This window comes from Zhihengliuella salsuginis (assembly GCF_014651715.1).
Taxonomy (GTDB): Bacteria; Actinomycetota; Actinomycetes; order Actinomycetales; family Micrococcaceae; genus Zhihengliuella; species Zhihengliuella salsuginis.
In genome coordinates this window covers 204,099-220,610 of record NZ_BMXK01000001.1, presented here as the reverse complement: position 1 = coordinate 220,610, position 16,512 = coordinate 204,099, and the positions used below count along the sequence as shown (strand labels likewise).

The 16,512-nt window shown below is 71.6% G+C and carries 15 protein-coding genes; 1 reads left to right on the top strand and 14 read right to left on the bottom strand.

Annotated elements, in window-relative coordinates; genetic code table 11:
* Positions 1–29: 29 nt before the first annotated feature.
* The 4 genes from IE069_RS01060 to IE069_RS01045 form a co-directional block, all read right to left on the bottom strand.
* Complete coding sequence (locus IE069_RS01060) at positions 30–761, bottom strand: VOC family protein (protein WP_308425363.1); 732 nt, start codon at positions 759–761, stop codon at positions 30–32.
* 83 nt (positions 762–844) lie between these two features.
* Complete coding sequence (locus IE069_RS01055; protein WP_189348247.1) at positions 845–2,461, bottom strand: ABC transporter permease; 1,617 nt, start codon at positions 2,459–2,461, stop codon at positions 845–847.
* Positions 2,458–3,417, bottom strand: coding sequence for an ABC transporter ATP-binding protein (locus tag IE069_RS01050; RefSeq protein ID WP_189348246.1), 960 nt, complete (start codon positions 3,415–3,417; stop codon positions 2,458–2,460). Before IE069_RS01050 ends, IE069_RS01055 begins: the two co-directional genes overlap by 4 nt.
* A complete protein-coding gene (locus IE069_RS01045; RefSeq protein ID WP_189348245.1) occupies positions 3,417–4,082 on the bottom strand; it encodes a TetR/AcrR family transcriptional regulator in 666 nt (221 codons plus the stop codon). The genes IE069_RS01050 and IE069_RS01045 overlap by 1 nt, the downstream gene beginning before the upstream one ends.
* 153 nt (positions 4,083–4,235) lie before the next feature.
* Between IE069_RS01045 and IE069_RS01040 the strand changes: the two genes are divergently transcribed.
* The gene (locus IE069_RS01040; RefSeq protein WP_189348244.1) at positions 4,236–5,249 is read left to right on the top strand and encodes a hypothetical protein; all 1,014 of its coding nucleotides are present in this window, start codon (positions 4,236–4,238) and stop codon (positions 5,247–5,249) included.
* A 356-nt stretch (positions 5,250–5,605) separates the two neighbouring features.
* Here IE069_RS01040 and IE069_RS01035 read toward each other — a convergent pair whose 3' ends face one another.
* The 10 genes from IE069_RS01035 to IE069_RS00990 form a co-directional block, all read right to left on the bottom strand.
* Positions 5,606–7,993: a LuxR C-terminal-related transcriptional regulator gene (locus IE069_RS01035; protein WP_189348243.1), complete on the bottom strand. Its 2,388-nt coding sequence runs from the start codon at positions 7,991–7,993 to the stop codon at positions 5,606–5,608.
* Positions 7,994–8,137: 144 nt separating this feature from the next.
* The gene (locus IE069_RS01030) at positions 8,138–8,458 is read right to left on the bottom strand and encodes a putative quinol monooxygenase (RefSeq protein ID WP_189348242.1); all 321 of its coding nucleotides are present in this window, start codon (positions 8,456–8,458) and stop codon (positions 8,138–8,140) included.
* 74 nt (positions 8,459–8,532) lie between these two features.
* Complete coding sequence (locus tag IE069_RS01025; RefSeq protein WP_229790860.1) at positions 8,533–8,961, bottom strand: MmcQ/YjbR family DNA-binding protein; 429 nt, start codon at positions 8,959–8,961, stop codon at positions 8,533–8,535.
* Positions 8,958–9,383 (bottom strand): CoA-binding protein, encoded by a 426-nt coding sequence (locus IE069_RS01020; RefSeq protein ID WP_189348241.1) that lies wholly within the window; start codon positions 9,381–9,383, stop codon positions 8,958–8,960. Before IE069_RS01020 ends, IE069_RS01025 begins: the two co-directional genes overlap by 4 nt.
* Positions 9,384–9,415: 32 nt before the next feature.
* Positions 9,416–10,951, bottom strand: a complete 1,536-nt coding sequence (gene arfA / locus IE069_RS01015; RefSeq protein ID WP_189348240.1) for an arabinosylfuranosidase ArfA — start codon at positions 10,949–10,951, stop codon at positions 9,416–9,418.
* Between the two features lie 29 nt (positions 10,952–10,980).
* Positions 10,981–11,913, bottom strand: a complete 933-nt coding sequence (locus IE069_RS01010; RefSeq protein ID WP_189348239.1) for a carbohydrate ABC transporter permease — start codon at positions 11,911–11,913, stop codon at positions 10,981–10,983.
* Entirely contained in the window at positions 11,910–12,872 is a 963-nt protein-coding gene (locus IE069_RS01005) for a carbohydrate ABC transporter permease (RefSeq protein WP_189348238.1), read from the bottom strand. The genes IE069_RS01010 and IE069_RS01005 overlap by 4 nt, the downstream gene beginning before the upstream one ends.
* The gene (locus IE069_RS01000; RefSeq protein WP_189348237.1) at positions 12,869–14,197 is read right to left on the bottom strand and encodes an extracellular solute-binding protein; all 1,329 of its coding nucleotides are present in this window, start codon (positions 14,195–14,197) and stop codon (positions 12,869–12,871) included. Before IE069_RS01000 ends, IE069_RS01005 begins: the two co-directional genes overlap by 4 nt.
* Positions 14,198–14,305: 108 nt before the next feature.
* A complete protein-coding gene (locus IE069_RS00995; RefSeq protein ID WP_189348236.1) occupies positions 14,306–15,376 on the bottom strand; it encodes a LacI family DNA-binding transcriptional regulator in 1,071 nt (356 codons plus the stop codon).
* Positions 15,377–15,411: 35 nt separating this feature from the next.
* The gene (locus tag IE069_RS00990) at positions 15,412–16,506 is read right to left on the bottom strand and encodes a LacI family DNA-binding transcriptional regulator (protein ID WP_189348235.1); all 1,095 of its coding nucleotides are present in this window, start codon (positions 16,504–16,506) and stop codon (positions 15,412–15,414) included.
* Positions 16,507–16,512 lie beyond the last annotated feature (6 nt).

Sequence of the window (16,512 nt, the reverse complement as noted above, 5' to 3'; positions counted from 1 at the left end):
CGGAAGCCGCGACGCTCCGGAGCCGCGGTTCAACGCCGGCCCAGGATGCAGAACTCGTTGCCCTCCGGGTCGGCGAGGCACAGCCAGGGGGCGTCGCCCTGGCCGACGTCGGCGTCGCGCGCGCCGAGGGACCGCAGCCGGTCCGCCTCGGCGGCCTGGTCGCCGCCGGGGTACGGCAGCAGGTCGAGGTGGAGGCGGTGCCGGTCAGCCCGGGGGTCGGGCGTGCGCAGGAACTCGAGGTAGGGCCCGACGCCGCGGGCGGAGCGCAGGCGCGCGTGCTCGTCGTCCGCCTCGTGCACCGTCCAGTCCGTCGCCGCACCCCAGAAGGCGGCCATGGCCCGCGGGTCCGCGCAGTCGACGACGACGGTGGCGACCGGCCCCGTGTCCCGGTACACGTCCCGCGGCTCGAGCACGCAGAACACGTTCCCCTCCGGGTCGGCCATCACGGTCCACGGCACGTCGCCCTGGCCGATGTCCGCCTCCCGCGCGCCGAGCGTCTTCAGCCGCGCGACGAGCTCGGCCTGGTGCTCCGCGGACTCGCTCGCGAGGTCCAGGTGCGCCCGGTAGGCCACCGCCTCCGGGTCCGGGACCGCGACCACGTCCACGCACAGGGCGCTCGGGTCCGGCCAGTCGAATCCGAGCGGCTCGACGTTGCTCACGCCGGGGCCCTCGCTGGAGAGGCCCCAGCCGAGCGCGTCCGCCCAGAACCGGCCGATCCGCTCGTGGTCGCGCGCCTTGAAATTCACCTGAACGAGTTGCATGCCCATGTCGACGGAGCCTACCGGCGCGGGAACGGCGCGTCGATGCCGGCCGGGCGCAGCGGGCGGCCGCCCGGAGAGGGCAGCTACGCCGCCAGGTCCCGGCGGCGGAATGCGATCATCGCGGCCGCCGAGAGCACGGCGGCGACGATCCCCGCGACCCAGAGCGGCGTCCAGTCCCCGTCGCCGCCGACGAGCGCCATGGCGTCGACCATGCTGAACGGCTCGGCGTCCTGCACGGCCTGCGGCACGTCGAGCAGCCGGCCGTACATGCCGATCACGAACGCCGCGATCAGCGCCACCCACAGCACCGCCGAACCCCGGCCCGCGCCGTAGAGGAGCATCGCCGCCGCCGCCCAGCACGCCAGCAGCGGGGCGTACGCGAGAGCGGCGAGCGCGAAGTCCCCGACGGCGGCGGGACCGATCGCGGCGGAGGCCCCCGCGCCGAGCCCGACGCCGGAGACCACCAGCAGCGCTGTGCTGCCGAGCAGGGAGACCAGCAGCGGCGCCCCGAGCCACCAGGCACGCGGCATCACGGCCGAGAGCGCGAGCTCGCTGCGGCAGGCGGTCTCGTCGCCGAGCAGCCCGCGGGCGGCGGCCGCGGCGTAGACCGCGACGGCCATGGCGAAGAACATGAGGAACATGCCCATCGCCTCGGAGACCAGGTTGGCCATGGCGTCGTCGTCGCCCGGGTCCACGCCGAGGACGGCGAGCAGTTGCGGCTGCTCGCGCATCACCTCGGACATCGGACCGGCGAGCGAGCCGGTCAGGGCGCCGAACACGAACAGGCCGACCGCCCACCAGACCAGGCGCGGCCGCTCGAGCCGGGCCGTCAGCCCCAGCAGCGTGCGGCCGGCCGGCGTCGCGTTCGCGCGCCCGCGGCGCTCCGGCAGCAGTCCGGCGCCGACGTCGCGACGCGCGGCGAGTGCGTACGCCGCCGACACCAGCACGACGACGGCGCCCGCCGCGAGCCAGGCCGGCTCCAGGCGCAGGCCGGCGAAGATGCGCATCTGCTGAACCCACCCGATCGGCGACAGCCAGGAGAGCACGCTGCCGCCCGGCGCCTGCGCGTCGCCGACGGCCCGCAGGACGTACGCGGCGCCGACCAGGGCGCCGGCCATGCCGGAGGCGGCGCGGGCGTTGGAGCTCAGCTGGACGGTCAGGGCCGCGGCCGCGCCGAACACCAGGCCGACCGCGCCGAGCCCGGCGCCGAAGACCCAGGCGTCCAGCACGGGCTCCATGCCGGTGCCGACCAGGGCGGCGCCCATCCCGAGAGCGACGGCGGCGTTGGCCGCGACGAGCACGATCAGCGCCGCCGTCAGCTGCGCGTACCGGCCGACGGGGGCCGCGCGTACCAGCTCGGTGCGGCCGGCCTCCTCCTCGGCGCGGGTGTGCCGCACCACCAGCAGGAGCGACATGATGGCCACCATGACGGCGAACATGCCGAGCATCTCGTTGGCCATGAGGATCTCGATCGAGTAGTCCTCGATCCCGTAGCCCGGCCCGGCCATCATCGCCCCGGCCGGCTCCTTCATGACCTCGGCGCGCGCCTGCAGGCCCTCCTCGCCCATGACGGCGGGGATGCCGCCCGCCGCGTACGCGACGAAGGCCACCATGACCAGGACCCAGACGGGGACGCGGACGCGGTCCGCGCGCAGCATGGAGACGGCGAGCCGTCCCGTTCCGGCGAAGGCGGTGCTCATGCCCGATGCGCCGCCTTCCGCGTCGTCTCGGCGCCGGCGCCGCGGCCGGCCCCGTCGCTGCCGCTGCGGTCCGCGGCGGCGCCGTAGTGGTGGACGAACAGCTCCTCGAGGCTCGGCGGCGTCGCCGTCAGGGACCGCACCGTCCGCCCGGCGAGGACTGAGAGCACGGCGCCCATGCCGCCGTCGTCGACGCTGAAGCGCAGCCGGGAGTCGTCGGCGGTGAGCGAGTGGACGGCGTCCAGAACGCTCAGCTCGTCCGGGGCGACGTCGGCGTCGAGGACCACGCTGCTGCGGGTGAGCCGGCGCAGCTCGGAGAGCGTGCCGGTCTGCACGTCGGCCCCGTCGCGGATGATCGTGACGCGCGAGCAGAGCGCCTCGACCTCGGCGAGGATGTGGCTGGAGAGCAGGATCGTGGCCCCGCGGGCGACCGCCTCGCGCACCGTTTCTTGGAACACGAGTTCCATGAGCGGGTCCAGCCCGGAGGTCGGCTCGTCGAGGATGAGCAGGTCGACGTCGGAGGCCAGGGCCGCGACGAGGGCCACCTTCTGGCGGTTGCCCTTGGAGTAGGTCCGGCCCTTGCGGGTGGGGTCGAGGTCGAAGCGCTCGAGCAGTTCTCCGCGGCGGGTGGCGTTGAGGCCGCCGCGGAGGCCTCCGAGCAGGTCGATGGCCTCGCCGCCGGTGAGCTTGGGCCAGAGGGTCACGTCGCCCGGGACGTACGCGAGGCGGCGGTGCAGGTCGACGGCGTCCTTCCACGGGTCGCCGCCGAAGAGCCGGGTGGTGCCGGCGTCGGCGCGCAGCAGGCCGAGCAGGACGCGGATCGTCGTGGACTTGCCGGCGCCGTTGGGCCCCAGGAAGCCGTGGACCTCGCCCGGCGCGACGGTCAGGTTCAGCCCGTCGAGCGCCCGGACCCTGCCGAAGTTCTTGACGAGCTTCTCGATCTCGATGACGGGTTCCATCAGTGCTCCTCGGTCGTGGTGGCGCGGGGGTTCGGCCCCGCGGCCCGGAAGGCGTCGAACATGTCGGACGAGGCGAAGAGCCCGAAGGTGTACATCTCCAGCATGACCAGTCCGTATTCGTTCAGGTAGTCGTCCAGCAGGGCGTTGAGACCGGCGGGACCGAGCTCGGCGTCGGCGGAGCCGACGCGCTGGGAGAGGAAAAGCTGCATCGCCCCGAACCCCTGGAGGGTCATCAAGCGGATGCGCGCCTCCTCGTCGACCGACGGCCGGAGGGTCCCGTCCGCGACGGCCTCCCCCACCCAGGCCTTCGCGTCCGCGACGAAGTGGTCGACGATCCGCTGGGCGACGTCGCCGCCGGCGGCGATGGCCCGCAGGCAGTAGGCGGTCGGGTTCACGTACTCCTCCATCTTGCCGAGTGCCGCCATGGCCGCGACCGCCCCGCCCCGCATGGTCTCGCTCTTGACGTTCATGATGGTCTCGAGCACGTGGTCGTCGCAGGCGGCGCGGAGGCCGTCCTTGGAGCCGAAGTGGTGGTTGATGAGCCCCAGGCTGACCCCGGCGGCGTCGGCGATGACGCGCATGCTCACGCCGTAGCCCTTGCGCGCGATCTGCTCGATCGCCGCGTCGCGGATCCGGGCCCGCGTGGTGATGTCCGACGGCGCCATGCCGGCCTCCAGTCCGTGATTGAACGCTTGTTCAGTTCACTATACGCGCGTTCAATCCGGCGTCAACAGGCGGGGCGGGGACTTCGTGTCACAGTTTGCTCACCTTTGCCGTTCAGCCATGTCAGCACCGGCCGGCATGGCTAGGGTGGTGGCATGAGCGCACGGCGGACACGACAGCGACTGGCACTGGCCGGTGTCGCCCTGGTGGCGACCACGGCCCTCACCGGATGCGAGGCGCTCGCGGACGTCTTCCCCAAGGCCTTCGAGCAGGCGGAGCCGACCGAGGCGCAGCCGACCGCGAAGGCGGAGCCCTCCCCGGAGGAGGCCTGGCGGAGGGTCCCGACCGAGACCGGGGACATGTCCTTCCTCGCCCACGAGGACTGGAGGGTCACGACCCTCGAGGCGACGGGGAACTCCTCGAGCACCGGCATCGCCGGCTACGAGGTGAGCCACCTGGACGGCCGGGTGCTGGCGACGCTGCAGCAGAACCCGGGACGCAGCACGCTCGCGTCGATCCCGGGATCCTCCTTCACGCCGATCGACAGCGTCGCGGCACCCGACGCCGACGTGCTCGGCGGCGGGACGACCGCCGTCGTCCTCGATCTCGTGACGCACCCGAACGCGGACAGCATCGCCAGCTACGGACTGGTCTCCGACAAGAAGGTCTCGAAGGAGCACGCCCCCGGCTACCAGCTGCCGCTCGGCGGCGGCACCCAGGGGTACCCGAAGCTCGCCGGACCGCTGCGCTTCGAGGGGCGCGCCGACCTGGGCATCGCCGAGATGCCGGACCGCGTCGACGACGCCGAGCAGGCGGCGGAGGACTACGCGCTCACGCAGGAGTACGCCGACATCGTGCACATGCTCGGCTCGCTCCAGTACCACCCGGAGAAGGCGGAGAAGCAGGAGTGCGACGGGACGACGTTCGTGTACGAGTCGGTCAACGTCGACTGCGAGACCGTGCGCAGCCTCTACCACACGACCCGGATCGCTGAGGACTGGGACTCGAAGAACGGGTCGACCGTGAAGGTGGCGGGCAAGTGGGCCTGCACGCTCAAAGAGCTGGGCGCGGAACTCGACGGGAAGTACCCGGGCTACGGGATCGACGGCGAATGCGAACTCGACGGCGGCTACGGATCGTTCACCGCGATCTGGAAGGCGCGCCCCTAGGGCTTCGACGGCCGAACCGGCGTGGCGGTGCGCATCACCCGCTGACTGCGGACCGCCACGGCCGGGAACGGACCCGGTGCTCTCCCCCAAGATTCCAGGTCGTCCTCTCGGTCGGCCTCGGCGGAACTCCGCCCGGTCCCCCCAACAGACCAGGCAGGCGGTCGCGCCTCTGCCAGGGCCCCGCAGGACCCACGTCCATTCTGACGCTTCGACGCGGTTGCTGCGAACGATTGGACGAATCAGCGCAGCAATTGGTCCACCTTTGGTCCCCGTCTGTCACGGTCGCGTCACAAACGGCGCAGAACGGGAAATATTGCGTCCCACCTGACCGGCAGCCTCCCGGGCCGACCGCCGGCTCAGTCGAGCGGGGGCAGCAGGCCGAGCGCCCTGGCCCTCTCGAGCGCGGCCTCGCGGTCGTGGACGCCGAGCTTGGAGTAGACCGAGATGGCCTGTTTCTTAACCGTGTTTGCTGAAACGGTCAACTTCTTGGCGATCTCCTGCAGGGTCGTCGAGCGCGCCATCTCCTTCAGGACCACCCGTTCCCGCGGCGTCAGGCGCACCGGCTCGACGCTCGTCTCGAAGACCTCGCGGAACTCGAACAGGCGCTCGAGCGAGTCCTCGCTCAGCGCGCGGCGGTGCCGCTCGAGCAGGGTCCGCCGCACCGAGCGGGGGAGCTTGACCACGGTGGCCATCAGGCCCGTGGTCCCGGACAGCGCGACCGCCGCCGAGAACGCCGCGTCGGCCCCGCGGTGGTCCCCCAGCTGCTCGGCGGCCGCCGCCGTCACCAGGAGGCGGCCGAGCCGGGTCCGCGGGGTCACGTCGGCGTCCCAACGGGGCTGCCGGGCCAGCTCGTAGGCCCGTGCCGCGTCGCCGGCGACCAGGTGGGCGCGGGCGACGAGCGGGACGATCGCCGTCGACTCGCCGGCGACACTCTCCGCCACCTCGAGGGCCTGCCCCACCTCGCCGAGCGCCGTCAGCAGCTCCACGCGCAGGCAGGCGACGACGCGCGTCCCCCACCCGCCGGCGTCGTACTGCCCCTGATGGGTGGCGACGACGTGGCCGATCTCGTCGAGCATGTCGGCCGGCTCCCCGCGCAGCAGGGCCAGCTGGGTGCGGGGCACGAGCGCGAACGGCCAGAACTCGAAGTCGCACCGCGGGTCCCCGGCCTCTGCCAGGGCCGCCTCGGCGGCCGCGAGGTCCAGCCGGTCGACGGCCCGCATCGCGCGCACCAGCGCGAACAGGCTGGTCGCGTACCCGTATCCCCACGCGTCCTCGCGCGTCACGGCGGCATACTGCTCGCCCCAGTAGGCAGCGTCGCTGGCCGCTCCCTCGAGCGTGGCGAGCGCGCACATCGCGGCCGCGGCGGCCGCCGTCGAGAACCGCGATTCCGGGGCATCGTGCGATACCAGGTGCACTTTGCGCCCGGCCGTCTTCGCGCGCGTCGACTCGCCGGCCGTCACCTCGCCGAAGAACACCTGCAGCAGGAACCACGCATAGCGCTGGCTGTCGGGAACGGAGCCGCGCTCGGCGCGGTACCGCTCCTCGGCCGCCTCGCCGATCCGCCGCTGTTCCTCCCAGCGGCCGTCCATCCTGGCGTCCACGAGGGCCGTCGCCGCGAAGAAGATGTACTTCTCGAGGTCGCCGCCGTGGTCCATGCCGGGCCCCTCGAACTGCTGCGCCGTCCTCCTCGCCGCCTCCCACATCACGGGCTGCACGTCGTGGAACGGGCGCTTCTCGCGCATGGCCCGCGCGGTCGCGACGGGCAGCGTCAGCGCGGGCCACGCGGCGATGGCGGCGGCCGGCACGTCGCCGTACACGCGCTCGACGGCGGACTCGTCGACTTCCAGCAGCCGCAGCCCGTGCCGCGTCCACAGCTGGGCGAGCACCGCCCAGTCCCGGCTCGCCCGCGCGTGCTCCATCTGGGGCGCGAGGGAGGCGGCGTCGCCGTCGTGCCCCAGCTCCTCCACGAGCGCGCGGTGCCACGGGAGCGCCTCCTCCGCGGGCACGAGCCGCCGCAGGGCGGCCGCCATGACGGGCGCGACCTGGTCGCTGCCGTCGGGACGGCGCTGGACGACGCCGGCGTCCAGGAGCCGCTCGAACGCGTCCGAGGCCGGCGCACCGGTGCCCGGCGAGACGCGGCGGTGGGCCGGGGCGAGGCGGCGGTTGGCGGAGAGGGCGAGCGCGAACGCGAGCGTCTCGCGGTCGAGGCGGGCGAGGACGGCGTCGCGGAGGTAGTCGCCGGCGGCCCCTTCCTCGGCGAGGAGTCGGGCCACGCGGGGCCAGCCGCCCGTCGGGGCGTGCAGATCGGCCGCCCCCGCGGCGCCCCAGGCGGAGGCCATGTCGGCGAGCTCGGTCTCGGTGGCGAGCAGGTCGGCGGCGCCGACGGTGCCGACGTCGAGCCCGCGGTCCCACGCGTACATCCGCAGCAGCGGCGTGGAGCGGGTCGCCACGACCAGGCGGGGCGCGCCGGGCCGGCCCAGTGCGGTGACGATGTTCTCGGCGAGCGCGGCGGTCTCGTGGCGGGCGAAGTCGTCGACGACGATGGTCCCCCCGGCGCCCTCCGCGAGGCGCGGCAGGAGGTCCTCGGCGGGCGCGATCCGCGCCGTCGGCGTGCGCGCGGCCCAATCGCTCAGGAGGGCGGTTTTCCCGTAGCCGGGCGGCGCCTGGACGATCGTGACGGCGTTCGGCCGTTCGAGACGTTCCAACAGGCGCGGACGTCCGACGACGCCGGCTGATTCAACCATGTCTGATGACCCGCAATTCTGATTGCCCCCCAGCAATTCCGGCACCAAGGTAGCACGAAGTTGAAGCTCGAAGCTTCCCGGCGGGGAGCGCCGGGGGCGGGCTGCGGCCCGGGCCGGGGCGCGCCCGCACCCCGGCCCGGGCCGTCAGCCGATCTGCAGCTCGCCCATGGCGTCCCAGCCGTCGCCCTCGATCTGGCGGCTGATGATGCGCGGGGTCTCGACCAGGTGGGGGCGCATGGCCTGGAGGCCGGCTGCGAAGTGGTCGCTGCCCACGTGCGCCTCGGCTGCGCCGTCCTCGAAGGCCTCGACGAGGACGAACTCGTTCGCGTCCTCGAGGCTGCGGGACCAGTCGAACCAGAGGTTCCCGGCCTCCGCGCGGGTGGCCTCGGTGAACGGGCGCGTGGCCTCGACGAAGGTTTCGGCGGACTCGGGCTTCACTTTGAACTTGACGACGATGAAGATCATCCCCCCACCCTATTCTCGGCACCGGACGGATGCCATGGGCGGGCCGGTGGTCCGGCCGTGATTCCGGCTACCCGTCATCCGCCGGCCGAGCAGCGCCAACCGAGCGCCTCGCGGTCCGCGGCCGGCAGGGACTCGACCACGAGGTCGTAGGAGTCCTCGACCATGTCCCGGACCATGGCCTCCGGCAGGCCGGCACCGCAGGCCACCGTCACCCAGTGGCGCTTGTTCATGTGGTAGCCGCGCGTGATCTCGGGATGCGCCGCCCGCAGCTGGTCCCCCAGCGCCGGCTCGATCTTCAGGTTCATGCGCGCCGGCCCCTCCGCCGTGCCGGAGGCGAGGGCGCGCTCCCCGCCCCAGATCAGGGCGAACATCCTGGGCCGGGTCGCGGCGCGGCCGCGCACCTTGACGACCAGGGTGTCCGGCCCGAACGGCTGGTCTTCGAACGCCCCCGGCAGCGCGAGGCACATCCCGCGCACGGCCGCCGTCGTGAGGCCGCCGCTCACGGCAGCCGCACCGCCTCGATCTTCGGGCAGGTGTTCATCACGACGTCGAGCCCTGCGTCCTTCGCCCGCTGGGCGGCGGCCTGGTCGATCACCCCGAGCTGCATCCAGACGGCCCCGGCACCGATCGCGATGGCCTGGTCGACGATGTCGCCGACCTTGGCCGAGTTCACGAAGCAGTCGACGACGTCGATGCGGCCCTCGATCTCGGCCAGCCGGGTGTGGCCCGGCCGGCCGAGGACGTCCTCGCCGCTCAGGTTCACGGGGACGATGTCCATGCCCAGGTGGTCCCGCACCCACGTGGCCACGGGCAGCGCGACGCGGGCGGGGTTGTTCGTCAGCCCGACCACGGCCCAGCGGCCCGGCGTGGTCATCAGGCGCTTGATGACCGCCGGGTCGTTGGAGTGGTGAGCACGGTGGTCCATGGACCCACCCTAGTCCCGCCCGCGCGGAGAGGCTACGACGCCGCAGCCGCGATCTCCACGACGGCCCACGAGAGCTTCGGCAGCGTCGCGCGCACCTTGCCGTCCTCGATGCCGACGGACTCAAGCCGCGTGAGCCCGACGGCGTCCTGGTTGTCCTCGGTGTTCGCGGTGAGGCGGTCGCCGCCGGCCGGGATCGTGAGGACCTCGGCGCGCGTGATCCGGTCCGCGGCGAGCCCGCGCAGGTCGAGCTCGACCTCGGCGGACTCCTCGAGCGAGCGGTTCGCGAGGAAGACGGCGATCGTGCCGCGCTCGGCGTCCCACGTGGCCGCGGCGTCGACCGCGTCGACGTCGCCGAACTTGGCCGTGGGCACCTTGCCGGAGTCGACGGCCAGCCGCAGGATCTGGCCGCTGGCCAGGGCCGCCATCCGGGCGAACGGCCAGAAGCTCGACTGCCGCCAGGCCGGGCCGCCCTCCTCGGAGCGGATGGGGGCGATCACGTTGACGAGCTGAGCCTGGTTGGCGATCGTCACGCGGTCGCCGTGGCGCAGCAGGCTGTTCAGGAACGTTCCGACGACGACCGCGTCCGTCACGTTGTACGCGTCCTCGATCAGCCGCGGGTAGGGCTTCCAGCCCGCCGCGACCTTGTGCGGCTGGTCCTCGGTCTCGAGACCGCGCTGGTACCAGACGTTCCACTCGTCGAAGGAGATGTCGACCTGGTTCTTGTGCTTGCCGGCCGCCTTCACGGCGTCGATCGTCGAGATGACGCCGTCGATGAACTCGTCCATGTCCACGGCCTCGGCCAGGAACGACGCCGCATCGCCGGCGTGCTCCTGGTAGTAGGCGTGCATCGAGATGTACTCGACCTCGGAGTAGGTGTGCGTGAGCACCGAGTGCTCCCACGAGCCGAACGTGGGCATCTGCCGGTTCGAGGAGCCGACGGCGACGAGCTCGATCGACGGGTCGACCAGGCGCATGGCCTTCGCCGTCTCCTGGGCCAGCCGGCCGTACTCGTCGGCGGTCTTGTGCCCGATCTGCCACGGGCCGTCCAGCTCGTTGCCGAGGCACCAGAGCTTGATGTCGAACGGGTCCTCGGCGCCGTTCTTGCGCCGCAGATCGGACCAGTACGTGCCGGAGGGGTGGTTGGCGTACTCCACCAGGGAGCGGGCCTCCTCGACACCGCGGGTGCCCAGGTTCACGGCCTCCATCACCTCGACGTCGGCCAGCTTGGCCCAGTCCACGAACTCGTGGAGGCCGAACGCGTTGGTCTCGATCGAGTGCCACGCGCCGTCGATCCGCACGGGGCGGTCCTCCCGCGGGCCGACCCCGTCCTCCCAGCGGTAGCCGGAGACGAAGTTGCCGCCGGGGTAGCGGACGACGGTCGGCCCCATCTCCTTGACGAGTTCGAGGACGTCGCGGCGGTAGCCCTGCGCGTCGGCCTGCGGGTGGCCGGGCTCGTAGATGCCCGTGTAGACGCAGCGGCCCATGTGCTCGACGAACGAGCCGAAGAGGCGTCGCGGCACGGGGCCGATGGTGAAATCGCGGTCGAGGGTGATGCGTGCTTGAGTCATTTTTCTCCTTCGAGATTCTGGGGGGGTCGCTACTGGCCGCCGAAGCCGGTCGTGGCGACGCCCTTGACGATCTGCCGCTGGAACAGCAGGAAGACGATGATGAGCGGGAGGGACGCCAGGACGGCCTGGGCCATGATCTGGGCGTACTGGACGCCGTAGGCGCTGATGACGGTCTGCAGGCCGACCGGGAGCGTCATCAGCAGGGTGTCGTTGATGACGATGAACGGCCAGAGGAAGTTGTTCCACGCGTTGATGAACACGAAGATCGACACCGCTCCGAGGATCGGGCGCGACAGCGGCAGCACGACCGACCAGAAGATGCGGAACCGGGTGGCGCCGTCGACCCTGGCCGCGTCCTCGAGCTCGATCGGGACCGCGTCGAAGAACTTCTTCAGGATGAAGACCATCGCCGGCATGACGACCTGCGGAAGGATCAGTCCCCAGTGCGTGTCCACCAGGTTGAAGGCGAGCATCTGGTAGAACAGCGGGATGATCAGCACCTGCGGCGGGATGACGATCGAGGCGAGGATCACCACGAACATCCAGCGCCGGCCGCGGAAGTCCAGCCGGGAGAACGCGTAGGCCGCGAACGCGGAGATGAACACCGTGATGGCGGTGATCGCCACGGAGGTCCAGAGGCTGTTGAACGCCCACACCCAGATGTTGCCCTGGGAGAGGATGGAGACGAACGCCTCCGCGGTCGCCCCGGATTCGCCGATCCAGTCCAGGCCGCCCAAGGCCGCGTCCGTCTCGGTCTTGAAGGCCGTGGCGACGGCCCAGAGGAACGGCAGCAGCCAGCCGACCGCCATGAGGGCCAGTGCGGCGAAGGCGACGATGCGCAGCCCGGAGAAGCGCTTCGCTCCTGCCATCCGGCTCGATCTGACGACGCGGTGCCCCTTGACCGGGCGGGCCGTTCCCGGCGGATCCGCCACGGGATCGGGAGTTTCGATGGTGGTGCTCATTTCTCCGCCTTCCTCTGCCGGAGCAGTACGGCCTGGAGGATGCCGACGATGATGATGGCGGCGAAGAAGACGTAGGAGATCGCCGCCGAGTAGCCGAACCGGTAGCCGACGAACCCGGCCTCGTAGATGTACTGGATGATGGACCGGGTGGTGTCGCTCGAGATGCCGCCCATCATCTGGTACGCCTGATCGAACAGCTTGAGCGACGCCAGGATCTGGAGGATGAGGACGACGACGGTCGTGGGGCCGAGCTGGGGCAGCGTGATCGACCAGACCTGCCGCAGCTTGCCGGCGCCGTCGAGCTCCGCCGCCTCGTACTGGTGGCCCGGGATGTTCTGCAGGGCCGCGAGGTAGAGCAGGAAGTTGAACCCGATGGTCCACCAGACGGTGGCGATGACGATCGCCGTCAGGTTGGTGCTCTCGTTCTGCAGCCAGGCGATGGGCTCGAGTCCGACCGCCCGCAGCAGCTCGTTGGCCGCGCCGACCGACGGGTTGAAGATCCACACCCAGATCTGCGAGATCACCGTGGAGGCCAGCAGGTAGGGCATGAAGAAGGACAGGCGCCACAGCCACTGGCCCGGCAGGCCGGTGTCCACGAGCAGTGCCATGACCAGCGCGATCGCCACGAGCGGGACCGTCGACATGAGGGTGAACAGCACCGTGTTGGCGAGCGATCGCCACATCGTCGCGTCGCCGAAGGCCTCCGCGTAGTTCGCTCCGCCGACGAATCCGCCTCCGGCGCCGGTGAGCGACTGATCCGTGAAGCTGAGGTAGAAGCCGTGCAGGATCGGCCAGACGAGGAAGAGCAGGAACGCGATCATGAACGGGGCGAGGAAGATCCACGCGACGCGCGCCTCGCGGAACCGCTTGACGCCGGTCGGCGGGACCGCTCCGGCCGCGCCGGCGACGGCGGCCGCCGGCCCGCGGGCGCCCTTTGTTTCGGTGGCGGCGTGACTCATGCGGACCACTCCCCTTCCGGGTCGGTGGGATTGGGCTTGGCCAGGATGGCGTCGAGCTGCTTCTTGAAGGCCCTGACCGCGGGCCTCGGGTCCGATCCGGTCATCAGGACGCTCTGGACGGTCTGGCCGAAGTCGCTCTGGAAGTTGGAGCCGGACCCCGTGAACCAGGCGGGCGGGTCGTACACCAGGTGGTTGGCGGCATCGGAGTAGTCGGACTGCGGCTCGAGCTTCGCGTACGCGTCGCTCTCGATGACGGGGAGGTAGGCCGGGATGTGACCGGCGGCCGCCCACTCCGTGGACCGGGACAGCAGGTCGGCGACGAACGTGTACGTCATCTTGCGCAGCTCGGGATCGGCGTTCATCTGCCGCGGCAGCACGAACGAGTGCGAATCGGCGTAGACCGCGGGCTGGGAGTACAGCGTCGGGATCGCCGCGGCGCCGACGTCGATCCCCTCCTTCTGCATCGTGGGCAGTTCCCAGACGCCGGTGAAGAGGATCGCGCTGCGCCCGGTGGCGAACTCCGCGATCGCGTTGTCCTCGTCGTTCTGGGCCGCGGCGACCTCGCCGTCGAGCAGTTGCTGCATGAATTCGAGGGCGGTGACGGCCGCGTCCTCGTCGATCTGCGCCTCCCCTCCCTGCGGCAGCTCCATGGCGACCCCCTGCTGGCAGTAGAGCGTGTAGAAGAGGCGCCACATCTGCGAGCCGCTGCCGAGATAGCCGAAGGACATGCCGTGACCCTCGCTCACCGCGGAGAGCTCCCGGCCCAGGGCGAGGAACTCCTCGGGCGTTCCGGTCGCCTTCAGCCGGCCGTCGGCGTCGAGCACCCCGGCCTCCGCGCAGAGCTCCTTGTTGTAAAGCATGATGAACGGGTGCGCGTCGAGCGCGACGCTGTAGAGCTCGCCGCCGACGTGCGACTTGTCCCAGACGGGCTGCGAGTACTGCTCCTCGCCGACCCCGTGGGAGGCCAGGAGCTCCTTGTCCCACGGATCCAGCAGGCCGCCCGGGACGTAGCCGGGGACCCGGGAGGCGTGCATGATCGCCACCTCGGGCGCCCGGCCCCCGGCGCCCGCCATAGCGAGCTTGGTGTAGTACGGCGCACCCCAGGCGAGCACCGTCGGCTTGGCATCGAACCCGGCGTGGGCGGCGTTGACCTGGTCGATCAGACCGGCCATGGTGACGCCGTCGCCGCCGCTCAGCAGGTGCCAGAACTGCAGGATGCGACCGTCCGCTCCCTGGGCCGCCGAGCAGGCCCCGAGGGCGCCCGCGCCCACGATGGCTGCAGCGGCGCTCAGGAAGCGTCTGCGGTTTACGTGCGTTGTCAGCATGAATCTCGACTCCTTGTGACGAAGATTGCAGCCAATTTACATCGATGTAATCGGAGTCGCAAGACGTACCCTCGAGTATTTTCACAGAGACGCGGGCGGGTGGCTCCGCTAGTTGCGGCTGGAGTCGCCGACGCCGGCCGGGCTCGCGGACGTGCTGTCCCGGACGATCAACCGGTGCGGCACCGGAACCGCCTGCGCGGCCAGGTCGCGGCCGTCGATCCGCCGCTGAAGAAGGTCCAGCGCCGCGGTCACGTAGGCGACGTGGTCGAACCCGACGGTCGTCAGGCCGGGAACGGCGTAGCGCGCGTGCTCGACGTCGTCGAAACCGGCCACGAGGACGTCGCGGGGCACCTGCAGGCCCAGCTCGTGCAGGGCGTGGAGGGCACCGAGGGCCATCGAGTCGGTGAAGCACAGGAGCGCGTCGAAGGCCTCGCCCGCGGCGTGCAGCTCGCGGACCGCAGCCGCGCCGGCCTCGATCGTCCACTGGCGCACGGATATCTGCAGGCCGGGGTCCGGCTCGATGCCGGCGCCCTCCAGCGCCTCGAGGTAGCCGCGGAGCCGCAGCCCGGACGTGGCGAGCCCCGGGCGGACACCCTGCGAACCGCCGATCACCGCGATCCGCCGGGCGCCCCGTTCGATGAGGTGCTCGGTCATCTGCCGGGCCGCGGCGCGGCTCTCGACGAACACGCGGTCCGTCTTGTACTGCTCGACCTCCCCGATGAGGACGACCGGCGGCAGGTGCTCCAGGTACTCGACGACGCTGTCCTCCAGGCGGACCGGGTTCAGGATGAGCCCGTCGATGGAGTGCTCCCGCGCGCGGGCCACGAGCTGGTGCTCGCGGGTCGGATCGGCGGCCGTCTCCTCGACGAGTACGGCCAGGCCGCGCTCGTGCGCGACCTGCACGATCGCGTGCGTCAGGGTGGCGGAGAACGCCGTCGCCAGGTCCGGCAGCGCGAACCCGATGACCCCCGTCCGCCCGTTCCGCAGGCCGCGCGCGCTGAGGTTGGGCACGTAGCCGAGCGACTGCATGGCCTCCTCGACGACGCGGCGCGTGGGCTCGCGGACGCCGGCGGAGCCGGTGAGCACGTTCGAGACGGTCTTCGGCGAGACGCCGGCCAGTGCGGCGACGTCCTTCATGGTGGCACGCTTGGCGCCCGCACCGGGAGTGATGTGAGGCATCTGTTCAGCATATGCCGCGCCCCCGTGTCCCACGCCTAGTTGACGTTCGGCGGAGCGACGGACGCGCGCGCGATGAATCGCGTCTCAAGGGTGTGCAGCTCGGGTGCGCCGCCGCGGCTTCCGGCATCGATCGTGGCGAACAGCACCTCAGCCGCTTTTGCACCCAACGCCAGCGTCGGCTGCTCGATCATCGACAGTGGCGGTTCCATGACCGCGGCCCAAGAGGAGTCGTCGAACCCGATGAGGGACATGGTCTCACCCACTCGCGATCCGGCATTCCGCAGGGCGCGCAGAGAGCCCGTCATCGCGTCGTTCTCGGTGCAGAATAACGCGGTCGGCGGCTCCGGGAGTTCCAGCATGCGGGCGACCTCGGCCTGCGCGTTCTCCTCGGTCTTGGCGCCGACCATCACGAGTTCGACGTCGAACGCCAGCCCCTCGTCGTCGAGCGCATCGAGATATCCCTGCAGCCGCTCCCCGTCGGTCCACTGGTTGCCCGTGCCGACCCCGACCAAATCGCGGCGCCGCCGCGGCCGCTCCGCCAGCGGCGGCCCCCACACGAAGCCGATGCGCCGGTGCCCCGCGGCGACGAGGTGGGCGACGGCGTCGCGCGCCGCGGCCCGGTTGTCGATGACGACGGCGTCGATGTCGAGGCCGGGCACCGCGCGGTCGACCAACACCACGGGGATGCCGCTCGACCGCGCCTGCTCGATGTGTCCCGCCGCCCCCGCTTCCAGGGCGGCCGAGGCCACGATGATGCCGTCGACGCGCTTGTCGATGAGGACGTTCGTCGCGGCCACTTCTTCAGCGAGATCCTCGTGGGTGCTGAGCACGAGTGTGTCGAAGCCGCGTTCCCGCGAGGCGTCGGAGATGCCGCGTGCGACGCCGCCGAAGAACGGGTTCGCGAGGTCGGCGACAATCAATCCGAGGGTGTGGCTGACGCCGGTCGAGACGCTGCGGGCCAAGGCGTTCGCACGGTAGCCGATCCGCTCCGCCGCGGCGAGGACGCGCTCGCGCACCTCTTCGCTGGCGTAGCCGTAGCCGCCGAGGGTTCGCGCGGCCGTCGAGCGCCCGACCCCGGCCTCCGCGGCAACGTCCGAAATCGTCGGTCGAGCGGAGTGTTCGGAGGTCATCGCCCT

Excerpts from the sequence above, each read along its gene's own strand:
- IE069_RS01045 (WP_189348245.1), bottom strand. The coding sequence starts at position 4,082 with ATGGCGCCGTCGGACATCACCACGCGGGCCCGGATCCGCGACGCGGCG.
- IE069_RS01030 (WP_189348242.1), bottom strand. The coding sequence starts at position 8,458 with ATGATCTTCATCGTCGTCAAGTTCAAAGTGAAGCCCGAGTCCGCCGAA.
- IE069_RS01060 (WP_308425363.1), bottom strand. The coding sequence starts at position 761 with ATGCAACTCGTTCAGGTGAATTTCAAGGCGCGCGACCACGAGCGGATC.
- IE069_RS00990 (WP_189348235.1), bottom strand. The coding sequence starts at position 16,506 with ATGACCTCCGAACACTCCGCTCGACCGACGATTTCGGACGTTGCCGCG.
- IE069_RS01055 (WP_189348247.1), bottom strand. The coding sequence starts at position 2,461 with ATGAGCACCGCCTTCGCCGGAACGGGACGGCTCGCCGTCTCCATGCTG.
- IE069_RS01020 (WP_189348241.1), bottom strand. The coding sequence starts at position 9,383 with ATGGACCACCGTGCTCACCACTCCAACGACCCGGCGGTCATCAAGCGC.
- IE069_RS01040 (WP_189348244.1), top strand. The coding sequence starts at position 4,236 with ATGAGCGCACGGCGGACACGACAGCGACTGGCACTGGCCGGTGTCGCC.
- IE069_RS01010 (WP_189348239.1), bottom strand. The coding sequence starts at position 11,913 with ATGAGCACCACCATCGAAACTCCCGATCCCGTGGCGGATCCGCCGGGA.
- IE069_RS01050 (WP_189348246.1), bottom strand. The coding sequence starts at position 3,417 with ATGGAACCCGTCATCGAGATCGAGAAGCTCGTCAAGAACTTCGGCAGG.
- IE069_RS01035 (WP_189348243.1), bottom strand. The coding sequence starts at position 7,993 with ATGGTTGAATCAGCCGGCGTCGTCGGACGTCCGCGCCTGTTGGAACGT.
- IE069_RS01000 (WP_189348237.1), bottom strand. The coding sequence starts at position 14,197 with ATGCTGACAACGCACGTAAACCGCAGACGCTTCCTGAGCGCCGCTGCA.
- IE069_RS00995 (WP_189348236.1), bottom strand. The coding sequence starts at position 15,376 with ATGCCTCACATCACTCCCGGTGCGGGCGCCAAGCGTGCCACCATGAAG.
- arfA (WP_189348240.1), bottom strand. The coding sequence starts at position 10,951 with ATGACTCAAGCACGCATCACCCTCGACCGCGATTTCACCATCGGCCCC.
- IE069_RS01005 (WP_189348238.1), bottom strand. The coding sequence starts at position 12,872 with ATGAGTCACGCCGCCACCGAAACAAAGGGCGCCCGCGGGCCGGCGGCC.